This is a genomic window from Nocardia higoensis NBRC 100133 (assembly GCF_000308595.1).
In the GTDB taxonomy this organism is placed as follows: domain Bacteria; phylum Actinomycetota; class Actinomycetes; order Mycobacteriales; family Mycobacteriaceae; genus Nocardia; species Nocardia higoensis.
In genome coordinates this window covers 13,409-36,842 of the sequence record NZ_BAGA01000032.1, presented here as the reverse complement: position 1 = coordinate 36,842, position 23,434 = coordinate 13,409, and the positions used below count along the sequence as shown (strand labels likewise).

The 23,434-nt window shown below is 70.5% G+C and carries 21 protein-coding genes and 1 pseudogene; 8 read left to right on the top strand and 14 right to left on the bottom strand.

Annotation, left to right across the window (positions count from 1 at the left end):
• Both ON26_RS34405 and imuA' read right to left on the bottom strand, forming a co-directional pair.
• Positions 1 to 322, bottom strand: a pseudogene (locus ON26_RS34405) (hypothetical protein); the annotation flags it as partial.
• A gap of 271 nt (positions 323 to 593) precedes the next feature.
• Positions 594 to 1,340: a DnaE2-dependent mutagenesis accessory factor ImuA' gene (gene imuA', locus ON26_RS04235; protein ID WP_040794638.1), complete on the bottom strand. Its 747-nt coding sequence runs from the start codon at positions 1,338 to 1,340 to the stop codon at positions 594 to 596.
• Positions 1,341 to 1,566: 226 nt separating this feature from the next.
• Between imuA' and ON26_RS04230 the strand changes: the two genes are divergently transcribed.
• The gene (locus tag ON26_RS04230) at positions 1,567 to 2,682 is read left to right on the top strand and encodes a serine/threonine-protein kinase (RefSeq protein ID WP_040794637.1); all 1,116 of its coding nucleotides are present in this window, start codon (positions 1,567 to 1,569) and stop codon (positions 2,680 to 2,682) included.
• An 89-nt stretch (positions 2,683 to 2,771) separates the two neighbouring features.
• Here ON26_RS04230 and ON26_RS04225 read toward each other — a convergent pair whose 3' ends face one another.
• Entirely contained in the window at positions 2,772 to 3,407 is a 636-nt protein-coding gene (locus ON26_RS04225; protein WP_040794645.1) for a response regulator, read from the bottom strand.
• Between the two features lie 74 nt (positions 3,408 to 3,481).
• Positions 3,482 to 4,972, bottom strand: a complete 1,491-nt coding sequence (locus tag ON26_RS04220) for an ATP-binding protein (protein ID WP_245545714.1) — start codon at positions 4,970 to 4,972, stop codon at positions 3,482 to 3,484.
• A gap of 318 nt (positions 4,973 to 5,290) precedes the next feature.
• Here ON26_RS04220 and ON26_RS04215 point away from each other — a divergent pair, with 318 nt between their 5' ends.
• Positions 5,291 to 6,991, top strand: coding sequence for a PspC domain-containing protein (locus tag ON26_RS04215; RefSeq protein ID WP_051026657.1), 1,701 nt, complete (start codon positions 5,291 to 5,293; stop codon positions 6,989 to 6,991).
• On the top strand, positions 6,984 to 7,196 hold the full coding sequence (locus tag ON26_RS04210) for a hypothetical protein (RefSeq protein ID WP_040794636.1): 213 nt from the start codon (positions 6,984 to 6,986) through the stop codon (positions 7,194 to 7,196). The genes ON26_RS04215 and ON26_RS04210 overlap by 8 nt, the downstream gene beginning before the upstream one ends.
• Before the next feature lie 22 nt (positions 7,197 to 7,218).
• Here ON26_RS04210 and guaA read toward each other — a convergent pair whose 3' ends face one another.
• From guaA to guaB, 3 genes are all read right to left on the bottom strand, one after another.
• Positions 7,219 to 8,793, bottom strand: a complete 1,575-nt coding sequence (gene guaA, locus ON26_RS04205) for a glutamine-hydrolyzing GMP synthase (protein ID WP_040794635.1) — start codon at positions 8,791 to 8,793, stop codon at positions 7,219 to 7,221.
• Between the two features lie 61 nt (positions 8,794 to 8,854).
• Positions 8,855 to 10,021 (bottom strand): GuaB3 family IMP dehydrogenase-related protein, encoded by a 1,167-nt coding sequence (locus ON26_RS04200; protein ID WP_040794634.1) that lies wholly within the window; start codon positions 10,019 to 10,021, stop codon positions 8,855 to 8,857.
• Positions 10,022 to 10,237: 216 nt separating this feature from the next.
• Positions 10,238 to 11,782 carry an IMP dehydrogenase gene (gene guaB / locus ON26_RS04195; protein ID WP_083883716.1) on the bottom strand — a complete coding sequence of 515 codons (1,545 nt, stop codon included), beginning with the start codon at positions 11,780 to 11,782 and terminating at the stop codon, positions 10,238 to 10,240.
• A gap of 226 nt (positions 11,783 to 12,008) precedes the next feature.
• Between guaB and ON26_RS04190 the strand changes: the two genes are divergently transcribed.
• Entirely contained in the window at positions 12,009 to 12,422 is a 414-nt protein-coding gene (locus ON26_RS04190; protein ID WP_011207424.1) for a DUF5319 domain-containing protein, read from the top strand.
• A 237-nt stretch (positions 12,423 to 12,659) separates the two neighbouring features.
• On the opposite strand, the gene ON26_RS04185 is transcribed toward ON26_RS04190, so the two are convergent.
• The 3 genes from ON26_RS04185 to ON26_RS04175 all read right to left on the bottom strand — a co-directional run bounded on the left by ON26_RS04185 (position 12,660) and on the right by ON26_RS04175 (position 15,364).
• The gene (locus ON26_RS04185; RefSeq protein ID WP_040794633.1) at positions 12,660 to 13,757 is read right to left on the bottom strand and encodes an anti-sigma-D factor RsdA; all 1,098 of its coding nucleotides are present in this window, start codon (positions 13,755 to 13,757) and stop codon (positions 12,660 to 12,662) included.
• Positions 13,750 to 14,328, bottom strand: coding sequence for a sigma-70 family RNA polymerase sigma factor (locus tag ON26_RS04180; protein WP_040794632.1), 579 nt, complete (start codon positions 14,326 to 14,328; stop codon positions 13,750 to 13,752). Before ON26_RS04180 ends, ON26_RS04185 begins: the two co-directional genes overlap by 8 nt.
• 157 nt (positions 14,329 to 14,485) lie before the next feature.
• A complete protein-coding gene (locus ON26_RS04175) occupies positions 14,486 to 15,364 on the bottom strand; it encodes a hypothetical protein (RefSeq protein WP_040794631.1) in 879 nt (292 codons plus the stop codon).
• Between the two features lie 632 nt (positions 15,365 to 15,996).
• Between ON26_RS04175 and ON26_RS04170 the strand changes: the two genes are divergently transcribed.
• The 3 genes from ON26_RS04170 to ON26_RS04160 all read left to right on the top strand — a co-directional run bounded on the left by ON26_RS04170 (position 15,997) and on the right by ON26_RS04160 (position 17,486).
• Positions 15,997 to 16,290: a WhiB family transcriptional regulator gene (locus ON26_RS04170; RefSeq protein WP_040794630.1), complete on the top strand. Its 294-nt coding sequence runs from the start codon at positions 15,997 to 15,999 to the stop codon at positions 16,288 to 16,290.
• 367 nt (positions 16,291 to 16,657) lie between these two features.
• Positions 16,658 to 17,233 carry an ECF RNA polymerase sigma factor SigK gene (sigK, locus tag ON26_RS04165; protein WP_040794629.1) on the top strand — a complete coding sequence of 192 codons (576 nt, stop codon included), beginning with the start codon at positions 16,658 to 16,660 and terminating at the stop codon, positions 17,231 to 17,233.
• Position 17,234: 1 nt separating this feature from the next.
• On the top strand, positions 17,235 to 17,486 hold the full coding sequence (locus ON26_RS04160; RefSeq protein ID WP_040794628.1) for an RskA family anti-sigma factor: 252 nt from the start codon (positions 17,235 to 17,237) through the stop codon (positions 17,484 to 17,486).
• Positions 17,487 to 17,743: 257 nt separating this feature from the next.
• Here ON26_RS04160 and groL read toward each other — a convergent pair whose 3' ends face one another.
• Together groL and groES are read right to left on the bottom strand one after the other, a co-directional pair.
• Positions 17,744 to 19,354: a chaperonin GroEL gene (groL, locus tag ON26_RS04155; RefSeq protein ID WP_040794627.1), complete on the bottom strand. Its 1,611-nt coding sequence runs from the start codon at positions 19,352 to 19,354 to the stop codon at positions 17,744 to 17,746.
• Positions 19,355 to 19,488: 134 nt separating this feature from the next.
• On the bottom strand, positions 19,489 to 19,791 hold the full coding sequence (groES, locus tag ON26_RS04150) for a co-chaperone GroES (RefSeq protein WP_014349218.1): 303 nt from the start codon (positions 19,789 to 19,791) through the stop codon (positions 19,489 to 19,491).
• A gap of 442 nt (positions 19,792 to 20,233) precedes the next feature.
• On the opposite strand from groES, the gene ON26_RS04145 reads away from it, so the two are divergent.
• A complete protein-coding gene (locus ON26_RS04145; RefSeq protein ID WP_040794626.1) occupies positions 20,234 to 21,787 on the top strand; it encodes a DUF7159 family protein in 1,554 nt (517 codons plus the stop codon).
• 58 nt (positions 21,788 to 21,845) lie between these two features.
• On the opposite strand, the gene tsaD is transcribed toward ON26_RS04145, so the two are convergent.
• Together tsaD and rimI are read right to left on the bottom strand one after the other, a co-directional pair.
• Positions 21,846 to 22,889 carry a tRNA (adenosine(37)-N6)-threonylcarbamoyltransferase complex transferase subunit TsaD gene (gene tsaD, locus ON26_RS04140; protein ID WP_040794625.1) on the bottom strand — a complete coding sequence of 348 codons (1,044 nt, stop codon included), beginning with the start codon at positions 22,887 to 22,889 and terminating at the stop codon, positions 21,846 to 21,848.
• Positions 22,886 to 23,377, bottom strand: a complete 492-nt coding sequence (rimI, locus tag ON26_RS04135; RefSeq protein WP_040794641.1) for a ribosomal protein S18-alanine N-acetyltransferase — start codon at positions 23,375 to 23,377, stop codon at positions 22,886 to 22,888. Before rimI ends, tsaD begins: the two co-directional genes overlap by 4 nt.
• Positions 23,378 to 23,434: the final 57 nt, after the last annotated feature.

The following is a 23,434-nucleotide window of genomic DNA, read 5'->3' as shown; positions in this document are numbered from 1 at the left end:
CCTGCGCCTCCCGCCGCCGTGCCCCGGCGCCGCACCCCTCGGCCCGCGCGGTCGCCGAACACGCCGACACCCGACCCGCCGCCAGTACCGCCACCGGTCGCGACGCGGGCACCCCGGCCGCGGCCGCCGCCGCGACCGCGGGCCAGTCCTGGCACCACACCGCCAGCACCCGATTCGCCCGCGCCACCGCCCCGCCGGTCACGCCGACGCGCCCGCAGACTCCCCCGCCAGGCGCGCTACCGCCGTCTCCCCCGTGGACCGCAGCACTGCCGTCCGCGCCCTCGCGCACCGCGACCCCACCGGCCGCCGCCGGGCCTGCCACAGCACTGCCGCCCGATACCCCGCGTGCCGATGCCAGGGCTCTACCGGTCGAAATTTCTTCGGTCGCGGCATTGTCGACCGCAGCGCCATCGACCGCGGCACCGCTGACCACACCCCCTCCAGCCGTGGCCCATTCCGCCGCTGCCGCTGTCCAGCCCCCCGAGACCGCGCCGACCACGAGCCCCGTGACCGTGGACTCCTCGCCCGTCGCAGCCGAGGATCCACACCGGCGCCGGCGCACCACGCCGGGAGCAGGACCCCGACAGCGGGTCTCACGACACCGCTCCGTGCGCGACCGGCAGTTCGCCGGACGATTGCCCGCCACCCACGGTGCACCACTCCACGCGACCACCGTTGGGACGCAACTCGATTCGGCCGCGGCGCGGTGGGCCCGCCCGATGCGAGGCCGCGACGTCGAGGCAGAACGAGCGCAACCTGCCGTGCCCCGCGCCGAGCCCGGCGTAGCCGGCGATCCTGGCATCCATCCGCAGGGTGGTGTCGGGCCAATAGCCGTCGGTGACCACCAGAGTGGCCCCCTTGGCCCGGGCGCGGGCGGCGATCACCCGCGCCCGGGACGGCGGCACGCTGCCTCCACGCAGGCCGAGCACGACCAGGTCGATGCCGTCGAGCAGCACCGCGGCGATCTCGACCGGATCCGGTCCCGGTTCCGGGATCACGGCAAGCCTGCGCAGGTCGGCGCCCATTTCCGCGGCAGCGAGCAGGCCGAAGCCGGGGAGCCCGGCGACCGCGGCATGCTTGCCGTGTTCGGTGGCCGCGGCCAGCAGACCGGCCAGCAGCGATCGGGCCCCGGCGTAGGACACCACTGTCCCCGTGCCGAGCCCGCCGCCGGGCAGCAGACCGGCCAGGGCGGGCGGCACCGGCAGCGTCTCCCGCCGTTCCCGCGCCGCAGGCCGCCTGCCCGCCGCCGATTCGCCCCGGCTCGGCACGGCCGCCATCCGGCGCCGCAACTCCGCCAGTTTCCGTTGCCTCTCGACCTCCCGCAGTGTGTCCGTACCCATCACCAACACCTACTTTCCCGAGGGAACCGTAGCGGAGCCGAGCGGTGGACTCCAGCGCCAGCACCGTTTCAGCTATCGATCGCTATCGAATATACGTTCGAATGACCGCGAACAGAAGACCACCCCGGAAGATCACCGGGTCAGCGCGCGCGCCACCCCCTGCGCGGGCGGTCGCAGCGGGGGCGAATCAGGCCGCCTACCACCGAATTCGGATACCCTGCACACCATGATCGATCGTGCTCGCCCCATCGTCGGCCCCGACTATCTGGTCGCAGGCCGCTACCGCCTCCGCTCCAAACTGGGCGGCGGCGGCATGGGTGCGGTCTGGCTGGCCCACGATCGACTGCTGGACCGGGAAGTCGCGATCAAGCAGGTGCTCACCACCGCGGGCCTGCCGGAGGCCGAAGCCGCCCGGATCCGCGAGCAGATCGTCCACGAGGGCCGAGTGGCGGCCAAGCTCTCCCATGAACACGCCATCGCGGTCTACGACGTGGTGATCGAGGCGGGCGAGCCCTGGCTGGTGATGGAGCACTTACCCTCGCGCAGCGTGGCGCGGGCACTCGGCCTGGTCGACGCGCTGCCGGTGCTCGAGGTCGCCCAGATCGGCGCGCAGGTCGCCGACGCGCTGGCCGCGGCACACGCGGTGGGCATCGTGCACCGCGACATCAAGCCGGGCAATATCCTCGTCGCCGATCGCGGTCCCCGGGTCGGCTACGCCAAGCTGAGCGACTTCGGCATCTCCCGCGGCGCGGGCGACGCCGCCGACGAGCCGGACGGCGTCATCACCGGCACGCCCGCCTATCTGCCGCCCGAGGTGGCCCGCGGCGCGCAGCCCACCACCGCCAGCGACGTGTTCTCCCTCGGCGCCACTCTCTACACCGCCATCGAGGGTCAGCCGCCGTTCGGCATGGACGACGACAGCGATGTGCTGGTGCAGCGGGCCGCGATGGCCCAGATCATCCCGCCGCAGCGCACCGGCGAACTCACCGCCGCGCTGTTGCACATGCTGGAACCGGCGCCGCAGCGCAGGCCGACGATGGCGCAGGCGCGCGACGAGATCCTCGCGGCCGCGTTCGGGCCCGGCACCGCCTCCTACATTCTCGGCGCACCGGTGCGTACCGAGGACGGCACCATCCCCTCCTGGGCCACCCGCAACGGTTCCGTCGGGGTGCGCAGCCCGCATTCGGCGCCGCTGCCGCGCCCGCACCGCGGCAGCCACGCACCGCAGGCCCAGCGTGCCCGGGTGCCCGCGCCCAAGCAGGCCAATGCCGCGCTCGCGGTCACCATCGGTCTGCTCATCGGGCTGATCATCATCATCGGCGTCATCGTCATCGCCATGTGACGAACGCGGCCGGCCGCCGCGTGACGAGGCCGTTCGGCGCATCGTGCGGCGAGCCCGCTCGGCGCGTCCGGGACGAGCGCGCGGGCGCCTCAGTCGATGCGGCGGCGGTGCGCCCAGCGGGTCAGCGCGTTGCGATTGGACTGCTGGGTCTTGCGCAGCACATTGGAGGCGTGCGTCTCGACGGTCTTCACCGAGATGAACAGGGTCTCGGCGATCTCGCGGTAGGTGTAGCCGCGCGCCAGCAGGCGCAGCACCTCGAGTTCCCTGGGCGTCAGCGAGTCCAGCTCCGGGTCGAGCGGCGGCTCGGGCACCGGCGAGCGCCCGGTGAAGGAGTCGAGCACGAACCCGGCCAGCCGCGGACTGAACACGGCGTCGCCGCCGGCCACCCGGCGGATGCCGTCGGCCAGTTCCGCGCCGGAGATCGTCTTGGTGACATAGCCGCGAGCGCCCGCGCGGATCACCGCGATCACATCCTCGGCCGCGTCGGACACGCTCAGTGCCAGGCACACCGGGCCGTCCTCGATGCCGGTGAGCACCGCCACCCCGCCGCCGTCGGGCATGTGCACGTCCAGCAGCACCACATCGGGCCGGGTGCTCGTGATCCCGGCGATCGCCTCGGCGACTCCGCCCGCCTCGCCGACCACCTCGAGATCGGCCTCCCGGCTCAACTCCGCTCGCACCCCCGATCGGAACACCGCGTGATCGTCGACGAGAAAGACCCGCACGGTCACCTGTTTCACTCCTCACCTGTCCGCGGATCCGGACACACTCCGGCCGGACACCATCGGTACCACATCGGCTAGTGCCCGGCTCCCGAAGCGAACTCGCGCGCGGACGCGGGGCCGGTCGCCTGCGCGCCGTCGGCCGCCCGGCCGGGCTCGGAGCTCACACCGGACTCCGAGGTGGAACCGGCCACGGGGACAGGACCGGGCGCTTCGGTCTCGGCCGCCTCGCCGGAATCGGGTGCGTCGGGCTCGACTTCGTAGGAGTCGCTGCGCGGCATGAAGATGCGGACCTCGGTGCCGCGCCCCGGCGTGGACAGGATCTCCACCCGCCCGCCCCGGCGCTCGATCCGCCCGCGGATCGATTTGGCCAGCCCCTGCCGGTCCGCGGACACCGCGGCCGGATCGAAGCCGGCGCCGCGATCGCGCACGAACACGCTCACCTGATGCGGTTCCACCTCGGCGAACAGGTCGACCGTCGGCACCCCGGCGTGCTTGGCGGCATTGACCATCGCCTCCCTGGCCGCGCCGAGCAGAGCGGTGAAATGCTCCTTGGGCAGGCCCGCGCCCGAATCCGCGACGTCCATCGTGACATCGCCGACGGTGACCGGGGTGACCTTCACCCCGTGCTGGTCCTCCACCTCGCCCGCGATGGTGCGCAGGGCCGCGGCGAGGCTGGAATGCGCGGGCCCGGTGTCCTCGAACAGCCAGCGCCGCAGCTCCCGCTCCTGACTGCGCGCCAGCCGCACCACCTCGTGCGGGTCCTCGGCCTGCCGCTGGATCAACGCCAGCGTCTGCAGCACCGAGTCGTGCAGGTGCGAGGCGATCTCCTCACGTTCCTCGTTGCGAATCCTGGCGGCACGCTCGGCGTCCAGCGCCCTGGCCATGCGCAACCACAGCGGCACCGTCAGCAGCCCGCCGCCGACCAGCGTGACCACCACCGCGATCAGCGCCGAACCCAGCGAGCTCAGGTCGATCCGGGCCAGCACCAGCACGCCGAGACCGAGCACCACCAGGGTCGTTCCGGAGACGATGCGGGCCCAGGTGATCACCGTCGGCCGGGCGGGCAGGCCGAACAGCGAGCGCGGCCCGTCGGTGTCGTATTCGCGCCACACCAGCGCCGCGCCGACCGCGACGACCACGATCGGCGCGATCACCTTCGCGGCCACGGTCGCGTTCATCAGCCAGGAGATCGCGATGGCCAAGCCGATCCCGAGCATGGCCAGACCGATCGCCTGCCTGCGCTCGGTGGGCGATGGCTCGGCCGAGTCGTAGCCGCCGGGGGTGAAGACCCACAGCATGCCGTAGGCGACGATGCCGGCACCGGCCAGCGCGGACAGCAGGACGAAGACCATCCGGACGGTGAACACGTCCAGCCCGAGATGGTCGGCCAGGCCACCGGCCACACCGCCGACGATCCGTCCGCCCGAGCGGCGGACCAGTCGCACCGGCGGGTTGCCCACGTCCAGCACCGGCGTGGGCCCGTAACCGCGCGCGGCCCCCGCCGGATCTCCCCAAGTGGGTCCGGCGCCGCGGGCGGTCTCGTACTGGGGACCGGTCGGGTGCATATCTTCGATACTGGCACGCCGCCCGGACCACGAGCATCGGGAATCCCCCTGATCTTCACCCCTACCCGGCCGGCGTTCACGCAGGTCGACAACCCTCCCGGACCGAGTCCGCGCCGTGCGCACATCCTCCCCCTGGCGCGAAAGACACTGTCGGCAGACTCTTTCCGAGGTTCTTCCAGCCGCGGTGGGCGGGATCGCTTGCCGACGGCGCACAGTGCACTGTGATCGGCGGTGCGGGCACCCTGGTCCACCGGGCTCGGCGAGTCCGGTGGATTTTCAGGGTTACCCCCGATGCGATCGGCCGCAGCCGCGCCCACCATGGAGAACATGACCAGAACGAGCTTCGGGGATCAGCTCCAGCAGATATGGCGGACGCGGCCTGTGCGACTCCCCCGGCAGGGCCCGATCGCGGGCGTCGCCGCGGGTTTCGGCCGGCGCTACAACGTCGACCCGGTGCTCATCCGGGTCGCGTTCGTGGTCTCGAGCATGTTCGGCGGCGCGGGCATCATGCTGTACCTGCTGGCCTGGCTGCTGCTGGCCGAATCGGGCGAGCGGCTGTCACCGGCCGAATCGCTGTTCGGCCGTAAGCCGCACGGCGAGCAGCACGGCCGGTCGCAGACCAGGACCATCGTGTTGCTGGTCGCGCTGGCCATCGCGGTCACCACCGTCGGCCCCATCGGGGTCGAGATGGCCGGGTCCGGGATGATCAGCCTCGCGCTCATGCTGGCCGGCTGGTGGATGCTGTTCATGCGTTTCCCCGAGCCGCCGCCGGGCACCAGTCCGTGGAACGCCGACGATGTGCCCGCCACCGCGACGGGCTATCCGGGGACGGCGTTCCCCGCCGGTCCGATGCGAACCCCCGGGGCCTACTACGCGCCGTTCGGGTCGCCGAATCCCCCGCAGTCCGCGCAGTTCCCGGAGACGCCGATGTACACGCCCTATACCAAGCTCCCGGATTCCTACGTCCCCGAGCCGAAGACAGCGGCGACCGTGGCCGACTCGGCTGCCGCGCCCGATCCGGCTCAGCCGGCCCAGCCGGCTGCTTCGGGTGCCGATGCGCCGACTGCGGGCCCGTCGGATCCAGCCACCGAAGCCGTGTCCTCGCCGTCGGCCGCCACTTCATCGTCGGCCGACTCCCCGCCGTCGAGTTCGGCTCCCACCAGCGACGAAGCCGCCGGGCCGGGCGACACCGAGGGGCGTGGCGACGCCGACGACGATGCGAGCGCCCCCTCGGCTCCGGCCCACCCCGCGTCCGGCGACAGCGGACCGGATCTGCGAAAAGCTCCCGTAGGTACCGGATCGCCCACCGCCGCCCGCGATCCCCTGCCCACCGGCCTGCCCGGCCCCCAGGTCCCGCCCGCCTGGGATCCGCTGGGAGTCGCCCCGCTGGCCTGGGATCTGCCGGATCCGACACCGGCGCGCCCGGTCGCCACCGTCGCACCGAAGCGTCCGCCGTCCCGATTCACCCCGGTCGTGCTCGGCCTGGCCATCCTGGCCGCCGCGGGCGCGGGCGCGCTCGCCGCCGCGGGCGTGGACTGGATGACGCCGGGCCGCATCGCCGCCGTCGCACTCGCCGTGATCGGTCTGGGGCTGGTGCTCGGCGCGTTCCTGCGGCGCGGCCAGGGCCTGCTCGTGGTGACCGCCCCGCTGGCCGGCTTCGTCCTGCTCGCCTCGCTGATCGGGCCGATAGAGTTCGACAGCGCCTCCGTGGGAAATCGCGAGTGGGTGCCCGCCTCGGCCGCCGAACTGGGATCGCACTACCACCTCACGATGGGTGACGCCACGCTCGACCTGCGGTCGGTGCGGCTCACCGAGGATCGCACCGTCGACGTCGATGTACGGATGGGCGAGGTGCGCGTCCTCGTACCCGCCGACATGAACGTGCGCGCCGACTGCAATGTGACGCTCGGCGAAATGCAGTGCCCCTCGGGGGTATCCGGCCCGAACACCCCGGGCGCGCCGGTCCTCGACCTGAACATCGACGTCCATATGGGCAATGTGGAGGTGCACCGTGACTGAACACAAGGACACCGAGAGCGCACGCCACGGCCGAATCTCCGCCTCGCTGCTGATCACGGGAGTCGTGGCGCTGATCATCAGCATCTGGGGACTGGCGGGCGGCGCCGCGACCGTGGGCGGCGCCTTGTCCCTCGGCTGGGTGCTGGTGATCGGCGCGATCGTCATCGGCCTGCTGCTGGTGATCAGCCCCCGCCGCAGGAGTTAGCGCCGCGGACCGCCGGGCGCCGTCACTCCCACTCGATGGTGCCCGGCGGCTTGCTGGTCACGTCCAGCACGACCCGGTTCACCTCGGCCACCTCGTTGGTGATCCGGGTCGAGATGCGTTCGAGCACCTCGTAGGGCAGGCGGGTCCAGTCCGCCGTCATCGCGTCCTCGCTGGAGACCGGGCGCAACACGATCGGATGACCGTAGGTGCGGCCGTCGCCCTGCACGCCGACGCTGCGCACATCGGCCAGCAACACCACCGGGCACTGCCAGATCTGACCGTCCAGCCCGGCCGCGGTCAGCTCCTCACGAGCGATCGCGTCGGCCTGACGCAGCGTCTCCAGCCGCTCGGAGTCGACCGCTCCGATGATGCGGATCGCCAGACCGGGGCCGGGGAACGGCTGGCGGGACACGATCTCCTCGGGCAGCCCCAGCTCCCGCCCGACCGCGCGCACCTCGTCCTTGAACAGCAGGCGCAGCGGCTCGACCAGGTCGAACTCGAGATCCTCGGGCAGACCGCCGACATTGTGGTGCGATTTGATGTTCGCGGTGCCCGCGCCGCCGCCGGATTCCACCACATCCGGGTAGAGCGTGCCCTGCACCAGGAACTCCACCTTCGGCATCGCGCCCTCGGCGGCGCCCTGCTCGGTGACGATCTCGCGCACGGCGTCCTCGAACGAGCGGATGAACTCGCGGCCGATGATCTTGCGCTTCTGCTCGGGATCGGTCACGCCCGACAGCTCGCCGAGGAACTTGTCCACCGCGTCGACGGTCACCAGCTTGGCCCCGGTCGAGGCGACGAAATCCTGCTGCACCTGCTCGCGTTCCCCGGCCCGCAACAGGCCGTGATCGACGAACACACAGGTCAGCCGGTCGCCGATGGCGCGCTGCACCAGCGCGGCGGCGACCGCGCTGTCCACGCCGCCGGACAGGCCACAGATGGCGTGGCCGTCGCCGATCTGCTCACGGACCTGTTCGATCAGGCTCTCGGCGATATTCGCGGGCGTCCAAGCGGCCGGGATGCCGGCCAGCTCGTGCAGGAAGCGACTGAGCACCTGCTGACCGTGCGGGGAATGCAGCACCTCGGGGTGGTACTGCACACCGGCGAGCCTGCGCGCCCGGTCCTCGAAGGCCGCGACCGGGGCGCCCGCGGTCGTGCCGGTGACGTCGAATCCCTCGGGAGCGTCGGTGACCGCGTCGCCGTGGCTCATCCACACCGGCTGGACGGTGGGCAGGCCGCCGTGCAGCAGACCGCCGTCGATATTGAGCTCGGTGCGGCCGTACTCGCGGGTGCCGGTGTGGGTGACGGTGCCGCCCAGCGCCTGCGCCATCGCCTGGAAGCCATAGCAGATGCCGAAGACCGGCAGGCCCAGATCGAACAGTTGCGGATCCAGCTGCGGCGCGCCCTCGGCGTACACGCTCGACGGACCGCCGGACAGAATCACCGCGAGCGGCTTGCGCTCGGCGATCTCCTCCACCGAGACGGTGTGCGGAACCACCTCGGAGTAGACGCTCGCCTCACGAACCCGGCGGGCGATCAGCTGGGCGTATTGGGCGCCGAAGTCGATGACGAGGACCGGTCTCTGGGATTCTGCCACCGGCTCAGTCTAGTGAGGCGCCCGGCGCCGCAGCGCACGGGCATCCCCGGTGCGTGCCAGGTCAGGCCCGCACACTCAAGCCGACCTTCTGGAACTCCTTGAGATCGGAGTAGCCGGCCTTGGCCATCGAACGGCGCAGGCCGCCGACCAGGTTGAGCGAGCCGAACGGATCATCGGACGGGCCGAACAGCACCTGCTCCAGGCTGGGCCGGGCGGGCTCGCCGCTCGACTGCTCGTCCGCGTTCCAGCTCAGGTCCTCGACCTGCAACAGCGAGCCGCGCGGCACCGAAGGATGCGCGGCCGCCGAGGGCCAGTACCAGCCCCGGCCGGGCGCTTCCGCGGCCACGGCCAGCGGCACGCCGAGCATCGCCGCGTCGGCGCCGCAGGCGATGGCCTTGGCCAGGTGACCCGAGGTCGCGATGTCGCCGTCGGCGATCACGTGCACATACCGGCCGCCGGTCTCGTCCAGGTAGTCGCGGCGCGCGGCGGCCGCGTCGGCGATCGCGGTGGCCATCGGCACACCGATACCGAGCACCTCGCCGGTCGTCGTGGCGCCGGGGAACGAGCCGTAGCCCACGATCACGCCCGCCGCGCCGGTGCGCATCAGATGCAGCGCGGTGCGATGGTCGCTCACGCCGCCCGCCACCACGGGCACGTCGAGTTCGGCGATGAAGGTCTTCAGGTTCAGCGGCTCGCCGTCGCCGACGTGCTCGGCGGAGATGATGGTGCCGTGCACCACCAGCAGGTCGATCCCGGCCTGCACCAGGCCGGGGGTGAACGCGCGCGCGTTCTGCGGGCTCACCCGCACCGACACGGTCACTCCGGCGGCGCGCACCTCGGCCACCGCGGCGGCCAGCAGGTCCGGCTGCAGCGGCGCGGCGTGCAACTGCTGCAGGAAGGCCACCGCGCGCTCGTACTGCCCCCGCTCGGCCAGGTCGGTCAGCTGCTCGATCTTGGCCTCGACATCGGCGTGCCTGGCCCACAGGCCCTCGCCGTTGATGACGCCGAGCCCGCCCAGCCTGCCCAGCTCCACGGCCAGCTTCGGCGACACCAGCGCGTCGGTCGGATGCGTCACCAGCGGGATCTCGAAGCGGTAGGCGTCGAGCTGCCAGCCCAGCGAGACCTGCTTCGACGAGCGGGTCCGCCGCGAAGGAACGATGTCCACATCGTCCAGTTCGTAGGTACGCCGGGCCGTCCGGCCCATGCCGATCTCGACCATGTCGCGCACGTGCGTTGTCCTTTCGGTATCGGAAGTGCCGCTGCCTCGCGGCGTGTTCGCGGCCCCCGAATCCTCGCGAACGGTGCTCGTTGTCGACCCACCCGCCGGAACGCGGGGTGTCGCGAGCGTGCTGGTTCTCGCAGTCTCGCGCCGGTCAGAGACTATCGCGCACAGCAGTGACGGCCGGACCCCGGTCTCGGCGGGTTCCGGCCGTCGGCGCGAGCGCTACTGGCGGCCCGTGTAGTTCGGGGCCTCCACGGTCATGGTGATGTCGTGCGGATGGCTCTCCTTGAGGCCGGCCGCGGTGATCTGCACGAACTGCGCTTCCTGCAGATGGGCGATCGACTGCGAGCCGGTGTAGCCCATCGCGGCCCGCAGGCCGCCGACGAGCTGGTGGATCACCTGGTTGACCGGGCCGCGGAAGGGCACCCGGCCCTCGATGCCCTCGGGCACCAGCTTGTCCTCGGCGAGCACGTCGTCCTGGAAGTAGCGGTCCTTGGAGAACGATTTCGCCTGACCGCGGCCCTGCATGGCGCCCAGCGAACCCATGCCGCGGTAGCTCTTGAACTGCTTGCCGCCGACCAGGATCAGCTCGCCGGGCGATTCGGCGGTGCCCGCCAGCAGCGAGCCGAGCATCACCGTCGACGCGCCCGCCGCGATGGCCTTGGCGATATCGCCGGAGAACTGGATGCCGCCGTCGGCGATCACCGGCACGCCCGCGGGCTTGCAGACCGACACGGCCTCCAGGATCGCGGTGATCTGCGGCGCTCCGACACCGGCGACGACGCGGGTGGTGCAGATCGAACCGGGGCCGACGCCGACCTTGATCGCGTCCGCGCCCGCCTCGACCAGTGCGGCGGCGCCCTGCCTGGTGGCGACATTGCCGCCGACGACCTGGATACGGTCGCCGACCTCGGCCTTGACCTTGGCCACCATCTGCAGCACCTGCACCTGATGGCCGTGCGCGGTGTCGACCACCAGCACGTCGACCCCGGCGTCGGCCAGCGTCATCGCCCGCGACCAGGCGTCGTCGCCGACGCCCACCGCGGCGCCGACCAGCAGCCTGCCGTCACGGTCCTTGGTGGCATTGGGATATTGATCGGTCTTGACGAAGTCCTTGACGGTGATCAGGCCGCGCAGCCTGCCGTTGCCGTCGACGATGGGCAGCTTCTCGACCTTGTGCCGGCGCAGCAGACCGAGCGCGGCCTCCGCGGTCACGCCCTCCTGGGCGGTGATCAGCGGAGCCTTGGTCATCACATCGGCGACCCGCCGGTTCTGGTCGACCTCGAAACGCATGTCGCGGTTGGTGATGATGCCCACCAGCGCACCGGTCTCGTCGACCACCGGCAGGCCGGAGATGCGGAACCGCGCGCACATGGCGTCCACTTCGGCGAGGGTGTCGGTCGGGCGGCAGGTCACCGGATCGGTCACCATGCCCGCTTCGGAGCGCTTCACGGTCTCCACCTGGGCGGCCTGATCGGCGGTCGAGAGATTGCGGTGCAGCACACCCATGCCGCCCGCGCGCGCCATGGCGATGGCCATCCTGGCCTCGGTGACGGTATCCATGGCCGAACTCACCAGCGGCGTCCGCAGCCGGATCTCCCTGGTGAGGTTGCTGGAGGTTTCGACAGAGCTGGGAATCAGATCCGAAGCGGCGGGCAGCAACAGCACGTCGTCGAACGTGAGCCCGAGCATGGCGATCTTGTTCGGATCGTCGCCACCCGTAGGGGGGCGGACTGCGTTTCGTTCGCCCGGTACGGGATTACTCATTCGGATCGACCCCTCCTGGACGTCGAACAGCGGCAGGCGCCGTGGAGCGGCGTCGCGCACAACTGATGGAATGGACGGTGGCAGCGGGATCAGCGTGTCGGGTACTTCTCCAGCGCCTGCCCACCATCGTATCTGTACAGCCAACCGGGCCCGGACCGAGCCTGCCCACGAAACTGGCACGCGGCAGCGCTGGCGCAGACCGCCCTGTTCTGCGTACCGTGGGTGTGTGCGTGACCATCTACCACCTGGCTTGCCGCCGGATCCATTCGCCGGAGACCCCTCCGACCCGTCGGCCGCGCTCGATGCCATCGAGCCGGGCGAACCGCTGGATCCCCACGAGCGCCTCGCGGTCGAGGAGGATCTCGCCGACCTCGCGGTATACGAGGCATTGCTGGCCCACCGCGGTATCCGCGGCCTCGTGGTCAGCTGCGAGGACTGCCGACAAGATCACTACCACGACTGGGACATGCTCCGCGCCAATCTGCTGCAATTGCTGGTGGACGGCACGGTGCGCCCGCACGAGCCCGCCTACGACCCGACCCCCGAGGCCTACGTCACGTGGGATTACTGTCGTGGCTACGCGGACGCGTCCATGAACGAGGCGTTCCACGGCGACGGATTCGACGGATTCGACAGCTGAGTCCCGCCCCGCCCACGGCGGGGTGATTCGCCGGGCCCTCCTCCCGGCTCGCTGATGCACGCTCGCCAACGGGCGTTTCCCTGCCCGCTCTCCCCGCCGCGGTCCGCACAACCGCACGGCGCGAGAAGCCGCGTGGCCAGGAGTTCCCGGCCGGGAAGTCTCCGGCAGACACCCCTTGAACGTGAGAACCGACCGCCGGTCGGCGATCGGTTCTCACGAGTTCTGGAGATGGATCCGTCAGCTGGTCGGCGCCGGCGACAGCACGCCGGGCGGCAGCAGGTCCGTCGGGATCTGTGACGGCAGCTGAATACCGCCGGACGGGAGTGTCGGGATGATCTCCGAGGGCAGACCACCACCATTGCTCGGTGCGGTGGTCGGCGGATTCTCGTTCGTCGGCGGATTCGTGGTCGGCGGAATGGTGCCCGGCAGATTGGTGACCGGCGGCTCGGCAGAGGGCGGAGTGGACGGGCCGGTCGGCTCGATCGTCGTGCCCGGCGTCTCCGAAGGCTCGCCCGCCTGGGTCGGATTCGAGGGTTTCGTCGTGCCCTGGTTCGGCGGCAGCATCGTCACAGTGTTGCCGGTGCTGGGGTCCACCGTGACCGATCCGCCGGGCTTGGGCGCGGTGGACGGCTGCACCGTCTGCTCCAGCCGCGTCGCCAACTCCGGAGACTTGTCGCGCAGGCCGGCCAGCAACTGCTGCCAGGAGCGTTGCAGCTCCTGCTTCTTGTCACCGTCGCTGACCTGGCCCACATTGGTCTGCGCGCGTTCGAGCAGAGCCGCGGCCTGGCTCACGTCGCCTTGCGCCAGCGCCTGTTCCGCCTGGGTCAGCTGGCTGTCGGCGCGTTGCACGACGGTGGTCTGGGCCTGCTCGCTGAACACGACCTCCTTCACCCGCCACAGCGGATCGCCCGGCTCCGCGCTGTAGGAGAAGGCGGTGGTGCCGCCGATGATCAGCGCGAGAGCGGCGGCCGCTCCCGTGATGGGGTACAGCAGTCGAAGCTTCCCACGTGCCTGGGCGCCGACACGGACCTTCCGGGCCCCGATCTCCTGGTTGACCGCGGCGACAACCGCGTCCAGGTCGGGTGCGCCCGGCATCGGTGGCTCGATCAGCTCGGTCCGCCAGTCCGCGAGAAGCGTCGCGAGCTGGAATTCCTCCGCGCTGTCGGTCTGTACCGGACCGCCACTCACGATGGCGTCGATCAGCGCATCGTCGCGGCGCACCGCGGCGATATCCACCGGTCCGGCATCACCGGCATCCCCGGCGTAGGGACCGCTGTTCCGCGATCCGCGCCGCGCCTTCCAGTCGCCCCGACCGCGCTCGCCATCCCTAGCCATACATTTCACCTGCCCTCGCCACTTGTGCCTTGAGTTTTGCGAGCGCCCTGTGCTGGGCAACCCGAATCGCCCCCGCCGTACTGCCCACGGCGGCTGCGGTTTCCTCCGCTGACAAACCCATGACCAAGCGCAGGACCAGGATCTCCCGATGTTTTTCGGGCAGAGTCGCGAGCAGACGGTTCATCTGCCTGCTCGTCTCCGATTCGAGAGCTCGCTGTTCCGGACCTTGGTCGGTGGATATGACATCTGGTACTTCGGCCATTGCCTCCGCCTTGTTACGGGCGGCGTTGCGATGGGCGTCGGCGACCTTGTGCGAAGCGATTCCGTATACGAAGGCCATGAAGGGCCTGCCCTGGTCCTGATACCTGGGCAAGGCTGTCATCACAGCCAGACATACCTCCTGCGCGACGTCGTCCGCGGAGAGCTGGCCACGTTCGGCCGCGCCGATACGCGCGCGGCAGTAGCGGACAACGAGCGGACGGACCAACTCCAGTACCCGAGCTAGAGCAGTCCTGTCGCCCTGCGCAGCGGCAGTGACGGCGAGGTCCAACTCTTCGCCCGTTTGCGTCATCGTCAGAGATATTCCTGGCGTTACGAGTGGCACGGTCTGCGAGTGAGACGGTGCTTCCGCCGAACCGGCGGAACGAGACAACAATAGCGACACCGGGCCCCGACCCGACCACCGTGGTCACTTGTGGCTACAACCTCCAGCGGCCTGGAAGTGACTTTCAGCACGTCCCGGCCGGTCGGAACCGGCCGCCCAGCTGCAAGATCATCCGTTCGCACGAATTCGCTTCCACCGTCGCCGAAGTCCGTCCCCGCGGCGTCGCCGCCACACCGGAGGTGAGCATGGCGGTGGCCCACCTCAGCGGCAGCAGCCCGTGCTCGCCCGCACGCTCGGCGACCCCCTCGGCCAGCACAGCGGCACGGTCGTGGTCTCCGGAAGCCGCGGTGGCGGCGGCGACGAGCAAGGCGGACTTGATCCGGTGCCGCACCGAGGGCCCCGTCTCGGCCAGCCGCAGGCCGGCTTCCGCGTGCGGAAGCGCCCTGGCGGCATCACCACCTGCCAGGGCGGTCTCGGCGGCGACCCAGCACAGCCGGATCCTGGCACGCACCCGCACGGTCTCGTCGTCGCCGAGCAGGGCACGGGCGCGTTCGAGCAGCCGGCCGGCCAGTGCCAGCCGGCCGAGGCCGAGCGCGTCGGCCGCCAGGCCGGTGAGCGCGTCACAAGCGGCATCCACCCGGTCCGGCGCCGTCGCACCGGGCGCCGGGTCCGCGACCGCCAGCCCCGGCAGCACCGCCGCCGCGGCCCGGCCGTCCCACCCGGAAGCCGCGGCGTGCCAGCCCAACTGACGCAACAGCGAACCCGTCGTGCTCGCGGCCAGCGACGAGAGCACCGGACCGGGCCGATCGCGCAGCAGCCGCGTCAGCTCCGCTCTGGCAGCCGCGTAATGGCCCTGACCACCGAGCGCGACGGCCCGCATCCAGGTGGCGAGAGGGTCCGAGAGGGCCGGCAACCCGGCAGCGGCCAGGGCCGGACGGCCGCCGAACGCCGCGTCGGCGAGGACTTCGAATCGAGGATCCGCTGACGGAACTGGTACGAACACGGGCCGCAGCGTAACCCGGAGCACACCGGCGCCCAGCCGCCACCGAAACCGCCACAGCCCGCTCCGCAAACATTCAGCATTTCCGCTCCGGAGGCATGTTTCTATCCGGTAAAACTCACGGACGAGTAGCGCGACCGACATCCTCGGGAATTCACATCCGTTTCCCGCAATTTACCTGCGCGCACCGTTCACGCCATCTTGAAACATACCGCTCAACCCGGTTTTGCCGACCCGGCGCGGATCGACCACGAAGTCGGACTTGAGCCCACCGAACTCATGAGAAGGCCTAAAAACCGCGATCTACCTGCGATTACGTGCGGACACACAATGCGATCGCATCCTGGCGTTCTACCGGGCAACCGTCCAGTACTACCGGACTGAAGGAAGAATGTAAACAGTACGAAGGTTAAATTTCGCCTTCTCCGATTCGGAAAGCCGGTGCGTCGAACTATTGACGGAATTTCACGGCTGGCCCTAACGTAGCTCATCGCCACGGCGGGCGCCGCGCGAAATTGCAGCGACTTCCCCGCCCGGCGAGACCCACGGCCACGGCCGATCGGGCCGTACCCGATGACTGTGCAGAAAACAACTGCTCGACGACGCTGACGAGCTCGCATCACAAGGAGTTCACCATGCCCATGCCGACCCACCTCCCCGGACCGAACGCCGACGTCTGGGACTGGCAGATGCGCGGTTCCTGCCGCGGTGTGGACTCGGCGGTCTTCTTCCACCCCGACGGCGAACGCGGCCGTGCCCGCACGGCGCGCGAGATGCGCGCCAAGGAGATCTGCCGCGCCTGCCCGGTCCTGATGCAGTGCCGTAGCCACGCGCTCAAGGTGAGCGAGCCCTACGGCATCTGGGGTGGCATGTCCGAGACCGAACGCGAACTGCATGCCCGGCGCAATCGCCGCCGCATGGCTGTCTGACAGAACGCGACCCATCCACTCACGGCACCCGCGCCGAATGCCTTGCGGAAACCGACCCGCTGCCGGGTCGGGCCCCGTATCCGAGCCACCGAGGCGTCCCAGTCCCCGGGGTCGAGGGCCGGGCCATGTTTCCGACAACTATGGGCGTCCCCCGGGTCGCCGGCTCGTAACACGCACGGCGTGTCGCGAGTTGCCGAGACATAGCCGCAAAATTGCTGAGCCACTGACGGTTTCCGGCACCCTTCGGGTGCGCGGGCGATACCGGCGCGCTACCGTAGTGACTGATGACACAGAATGGAGCGTTGTGACGACGCGGCCGTCGGCCGCAGAGGGCGACTCGATCCGAAGAGAAGCCACCCCACCAGGTGTGGAGTCTGCGGTGTCGGCACGTGTGACCGAAAGCCTCGAACTAGCCGCGCTGTTGCGCCGATGCGGCCAGGACGACCAGATCGCTTTCGCCGAACTGTACGACCGGACGAGCTCACGCGTGTTCGGTCTGGTGCTGCGGGTGCTCCAGGACCCGGGGTACGCGGAGGAGACCACACAGGAGGTCTACCTCCAGATATGGCGCACCGCCGCCAATTTCGATCCCACTCGCGGCTCGGCCATGACCTGGCTGATGACCCTCGCCCATCGGCGCGCGGTCGATCGCGTCCGCGCCGAACAGGCCCACACCCTGCGGGAAGCGGCCTACGGGGCGCGGGCGTGCGACGACGAGTTCGACGAGGTCGTCGAGGAAGTCGAGCGCAGAGCCGAACAACGCGCTGTGCTCGCCGGCCTGGCCGACCTCACCGAGACCCAGCGCGAAGCCATCTCGCTGGCCTACTACGGTGGGCGCACCTACGCCGAGGTCGCCGCGCACCTCGGCGTCGGGTTGCCGACCGTGAAATCCCGGATCAGGGATGGTTTGACACGACTGAAGAAAAGTTTGGGGGTGACGTGAGTTGACCGAAGCCCGGATCGATCTCGCGCACGCCGTCGCGCTCGGATCGATCGACGACGAAGACCAGCACGCCTTGCACGAAGCGCTCGACGACGAGAATCCCGCCGCCAGGGCGGGATTCCGCACCGAAGTACTGCGCACCCAGGACGCCCTGGCCGCGCTGGCGGAGATCACCGCCACCGCCCCACCGCCCGGATTACGGGCCCGCCTGCTCGCGGCGATCGCCGCCGAAGGCTCTCCGGCCGACGACTGAAGTCACGCGGACTCTCGATTCCCCTCGCTGCCGGTTCCCTCCGGGCCTTCCTCGCTCGCAAGACCCTCCCCCGTGGTCACGTCCTCTGCCGCGGCCTGCCCACCTCTCCCGCCCCGCGCCCGGCGGGCACATGCCCCTCGGACGTCCGGCGCAAACGCGCGGGAGACAGTCGCGCACCGGACGTTGCCCGGCTCGGCCGCGCGGAAACGACAGCGCCCCCGGCCGAAAGGCCGGGGGCGCTGTGGTTCACGACCTGATCAGTGGGCGTGCCCGTGGTGGCCGTGATCGTCGGCCTCCTCGGCGGGCTTGTCGACCACGGCGCTCTCGGTGGTGAGCACCATGCGCGCCACGGACGCGGCGTTCACCACGGCCGAGCGGGTCACCTTGACCGGATCGACGACGCCGTCGGTGAGCAGATCGCCGTAGGTCAGGGTGGCGGCGTTGAAGCCTTCCTTGCCCTCGGCGACCTTGCTGACCACAACCGCGCCGTCCAGACCCGCATTGGTGGCGATCCAGAACAGCGGCGCCTGCAGCGCCTTGCGCACGACCTCCACGCCGACCGCCTCGTCGCCGGACAGCGACTCGCGCAGTTCGACCAGCTTGGTCGAAGCCTGCACCAGAGCGGTGCCGCCGCCGGGCACGATGCCCTCGTCGACGGCGGCCTTGGCCGCGCTCACCGCGTCCTCGACCCGGTACTTGCGCTCCTTGAGCGCCGTCTCGGTGGCCGCGCCGACCTTGATGACGGCGACGCCGCCTGCCAGCTTCGCCAGGCGCTCCTCGAGCTTCTCGCGATCCCAGTCCGAATCGGTCGCCTCGATCTCGCGGCGCAGCTGGGCCGCGCGGGCGGCGATGTCCTCGGCGGTGCCCGCACCGTCGATGATCGTGGTCTCGTCCTTGGTGACGACGACCCGGCGCGCGGAGCCGAGCGCGTCCAGGCCCGCCTCCCGCAGCGTGATGCCCAGATCCGGATTGATCACGGTGCCCGCGGTGACCACGGCGAGGTCGTCGAGGAAGGCCTTGCGGCGGTCACCGAAGAACGGCGCCTTCACGGCCACGGCCTTGAGGGTCTTGCGGATGGAGTTGACCACCAGGGTCGACAGCGCCTCGCCCTCGACGTCCTCGGCGATGATCAGCACCGGCTTGCCCGATTCGGCGATCTTCTCCAGCAGCGGCAGCAGGTCCGGCAGCGAGCTGATCTTCTCGCGGTGCAGCAGGACGAGGACGTCCTCGTAGACCGCCTGCTGGGCGTCGGTGTCGGTGACGAAGTAGGGCGAGAGGTAGCCCTTGTCGAACTGCACGCCCTCGGTGACGACCAGCTCGGTCTGCAGCGTCGAGGACTCCTCGACGGTGACCACGCCGTCCTTGCCGACGGTGGTCAGCGCCTTGCCGACCATCTCGCCGATCTCCTCGTCCCGCGAGGACACGGTCGCGACCTGCGCGATGGCCTGCTCACCGGACACCGGGGTGGCGGCGGCCAGCAGCGCCTCGGAGACCGCGTCGGCGGCCTTGGCGATGCCGGAGCCCAGGGTGATCGGGTTGGCGCCCGCGGCGACATTCTTCAGGCCGCCGCGCACCAGCGCCTGGGCCAGCACGGTGGCGGTGGTGGTGCCGTCGCCCGCGACGTCGTTGGTCTTGGTCGCGACACTCTTGACGAGTTGGGCACCGAGGTTCTCGAAGGGATCCTCGAGGTCGATGTCGCGCGCGATGGTGACGCCGTCATTGGTGACGGTCGGTCCGCCGAACGCCTTGGCGAGCACCACGTGGCGACCGCGCGGGCCGAGGGTGACCTTGACCGCGTCGGCGAGCTTGTCGACGCCGCGTTCGAGAGCCCGGCGAGCCTTTTCGTCGAACTCGATCTGCTTTGCCATGAGTCCTTTTCCTTGGATGGGGGCTGAAACGACAGTGCCCCGGCCCCGCTGTGGGGGAACCGGGGCACGTCGTTACGACTCGTTCCCGGACGGGGCCGGGTGACGCGGGCCGAACCGGACCGCGTCGAGCGCGGTCACTTGCTGACGACAGCCAGCACGTCGCGCGCGGAGAGGATCAGGTACTCCTCGCCCTGGTACTTGATCTCGGTGCCGCCGTACTTGCTGTAGATGACGGTGTCGCCCTCCTGGACATCCAGGGGGATGCGCTTCTCGCCGTCTTCGTCCCAGCGGCCGGGGCCGACGGCGACGACGGTGCCTTCCTGCGGCTTCTCCTTCGCCGTGTCCGGGATGACCAGGCCGGAGGCCGTCGTCGTCTCGGCCTCGTTGGCCTGGACGAGGATCTTGTCCTCGAGCGGCTTGATGTTCACGCTCGCCACGTTGAGCCCTCCACTTTCAGGGGATACGTCGTCCGGGACTGTTGTCCCGGACCATCGGGTTCGGTCACGGTGCTGACCCTGCGCATAGCCCCGTCGTCGCGGGTGCCGGGACCCCTGCTCAGTAGTCACAACTGCGTTTCGACATCGGCTGCCGGGGTAGGCAACCGTGTCACTAGCACTCTATACACGCGAGTGCCAGCGCTCAAGGCCAGGCGGTGCCAATTCTTCCGCCGACTTTCCATAGGTTCGCGGAAACTGTAACGTTCGGATAACGGATTGTGACAGTATTGGCGACGACCGGATAACGGCCGTCGGGTCGTGCTGGGCCCGCATCGACGCCGGATCCTTCGTCACGACACGTTGCGCACCACCGAACCCACCTGTACCGGCTGCTCCAGCTCCACCCGCCCCGCGCCCACCCGTCCGTCGAAGGGAGGTGAACATGCGAACGTCCCTCGGCATCTCCGCCGGGAACGAGGTCGTCTGCTCGGCACTGGTCGCCACCGCCGCCAACGGCGCTCAGAGCTTCGACTACCGCGTCGTCTCCGCCGACGCCGCGCATTCCGACATCGGTGATCTCGTCGCCTCCTCGATCGACCTGATGACCACCCAGCTTCCCGTCACCCCGCCCGGGCACGACGCCTCGTGGCCCACCCACTCGACGGGCGTGCGGCGCGCAGGCGAGGACGACGCCACCGGGCACACTCCCGCCGCGCCGCCCACCAGCGTCGCGGTCGCCTATCGAAGCAGAGAACAGGCCCAGGTCATCCGGTCGGCCATCGGTAAACGGCGCGAACTCCAACTGGTCCAGGAGGCGGAGGCGGCGCTGATCTACCTGCGCCACACCGGTCTCACCGATCGCTACGACACGATCGCCCTGGTCGATCTCGGCGCCACCGGCATGAGCGTGACCGTCGCCGAGCAGGCCGACGACACGGTGCTGCACTCCCAGCGCACCCACGCGATCAGCGGTATCGCCATCGACGAACTCATCTACCACCATCTGGTGGATCTGCACTTCGCTCGGCGCGGCACCCGCCCGAACCGCGCCATGCTGATCAATCGCGGCCGGGCCGCCAAAGAGCACCTGTCGGTGGCGCCCGCGGTCACCATCGACCACGTGGCCGGCCGCCCGCTCAAGCTCACCAGGGCCGATTTCGAGGTCATCATCGGCGGCCTGCTCGCCGATACCGCCGCCTACGTCGCCTCGGCCTTCGCCCGCTCGCCGAAGGCGCCGGAAGCGGTGGCCCTCGTGGGCGGCGGCGCCAACATCCCGGCGCTCGCGCAGACTCTGGGCCGCAAGCTCGACATGCCGGTGATCACCGTGGACGATCCGGAAGCGGTCATCGCCAAGGGCGCCGCGCTGGTCGCCGACGCCGCGCAACCGACACCGATCGCCACCGGCCAGGTGGGCACGGACTCCTCGGCCGGCACCTTCACCAAGGTCGCGGGCGTGCTCGCGTGCGCGGTTGTGGTCGTGGGGCTGATCATCGGCTACGGCGTCAAAACCTTTGCCCCGACGACCGACAACGAGGTCTCCCCCGCGGGCACCACCAGCGGCGCCCGCCTGCCCGCCACGACGACCGGAGCGCCCACGCCGCGCGTCGCCGAGCCGAACGCCACCCGGCCACCCACGAGCGCCACGGCCGCCGGTCCCGCACCCGAGCGCGACACGGCGCCCGGCACGACGCAACCGGTACTCATCACCCCGGATGCCATCGAGCCCCAGACGACCGATGCTGCGGCCCCGACAACCCCGCCGACGCTGCGCCCGGATCCGAACCTGCCGCCGATTCCCTTCCCCGAACTGCTCGGCCCACTGCTGGATCAACAGGAGCCCGAACAGGATTCCGGCCATCAAGGGCCCGGTCTGCCTCTCGAGGGACCGTCGACGACCACCTCGCCGGGCGCGACACAGTCCCCCGCCCGTACCCGGCTGCCTCTCCCGCCCGCCGATTCCGGCTCGTCCGCGAGCGACGACTCGACCACCGCATAACCCGGCGGCGCGCCGCGCTCGGTCTGCCGATGCCGGCTTACCGCGCGGACCGAACGCGTCAGGCGATCTGACTGACAGACACCGGCAGTCCGGGATCGCTGGCGACCGTCAGCGGCGAAGGCGCTGCGCCACCGGCGATCACATGCGCGCCCAGCGCGGCGATCATCACCCCGTTGTCGGTGCACAGCCGTGGCTTGGGCACCCGCAGCGTGATACCCGCGGCGGCGCAACGCTCTTCGGCCAGCGAGCGGATCCGGGAGTTGGCGGTGGCGCCGCCGCCCAGCACCAGCGTGTCGACCCCGACGTCCTGCGCGGCCCGGACCGCCTTCATGGTGAGCACGTCGGCCACCGCTTCCTGGAACGAGGCGGCGATATCGGGGATCGGCAACCGATCGGGGGTGATGCCTTCGCGCTGCGCGGCCTCGACATACCGGGCGACCGCGGTCTTGAGACCGGAGAAGGAGAAATCGTGGCGGGCGTCGCGCGGACCGGTCATGCCGCGCGGGAAAGCGATGGCACGCGGATCGCCGCTGCGGGCCGCCGCGTCGAGCGCGGGCCCGCCGGGGAAGCCGAGCCCGAGCAGCCGGGCGACCTTGTCGAACGCCTCGCCCGCCGCGTCGTCGACCGTGCTGCCGAGTTCGACGATCGGGTCGGCGAGATCGGTGACGTGCAGCAGGTGGGTGTGGCCACCGGAGACCAGCAGCGCCACACACGGCGGCATCGGACCGTGTTCGAGGGTGTCCACGGCCACATGCCCGCCGAGATGGTTGAGCGCGTAGAACGGCACATCCCAGGCCGCCGCATAGGCTTTCGCGGCCGCGACGCCGACCAGCAGCGCGCCGGCCAGACCGGGGCCGATGGTGACGGCCAGCGCGTCCGGCGCCACGATGCCCGCCGCCGACAGCGCGCGCCGCATGGCGGGCACGATCGCCTCCAGGTGGGCGCGCGAAGCGATCTCGGGCACCACGCCGCCGAAGCGGGCGTGCTGGTCGACGCTGGAGGCCACCTCGTCGGCGAGCAGTTCGCAGCGGCCGTCCGGGTGCCGCCGGACGATGCCCACACCTGTCTCGTCGCAGGAGGATTCGATGCCCATGACGATCACGACAACACCTCGTCGGTCTGGCCCGCGCGCCATTCCCGGCCCTGCGCGGTCAGTTCCGGCCTGCGCATGGTGTAGGCGTCGGCGCCGCTGGGGTGGTAGTAGTTCTTGCGCAAGCCGATGATGTGGAATCCGTGCTTGGCGTAGAGCGCGATCGCGGGCGCGTTGTCGGTGCGCACCTCCAGGAACACCGGGCCGCCGCGCTTGCCCGCCTCGGCGAGCAGCGCGTTCAGCAGCAGGGTGCCGATGCCGCCGCGATGGCACTCGGGGTCTACGCCGATGGTGTGCACCTCGGCTTCGGGATGTTCGGGATCGCCGAGCAGGGCGATGCCCGCGTAACCGACCATTCGTCCGGCGCTGTCGCGCGCGGTGATGTAGCGATTGTGCGCGCCCGCGAGTTCGGAGTGGAAGGACACCGCCTGCCAGGGATCGTCCTCCGGAAAGAGCACGTGCTCGAGTTCCACGCAGCGCGCGATGTCCGCCTCGGTCATCGGCACGATGCTGATCCCCGCATGGCTGATTCCGGTGTCGCGGCCCGGTGCTTCGGT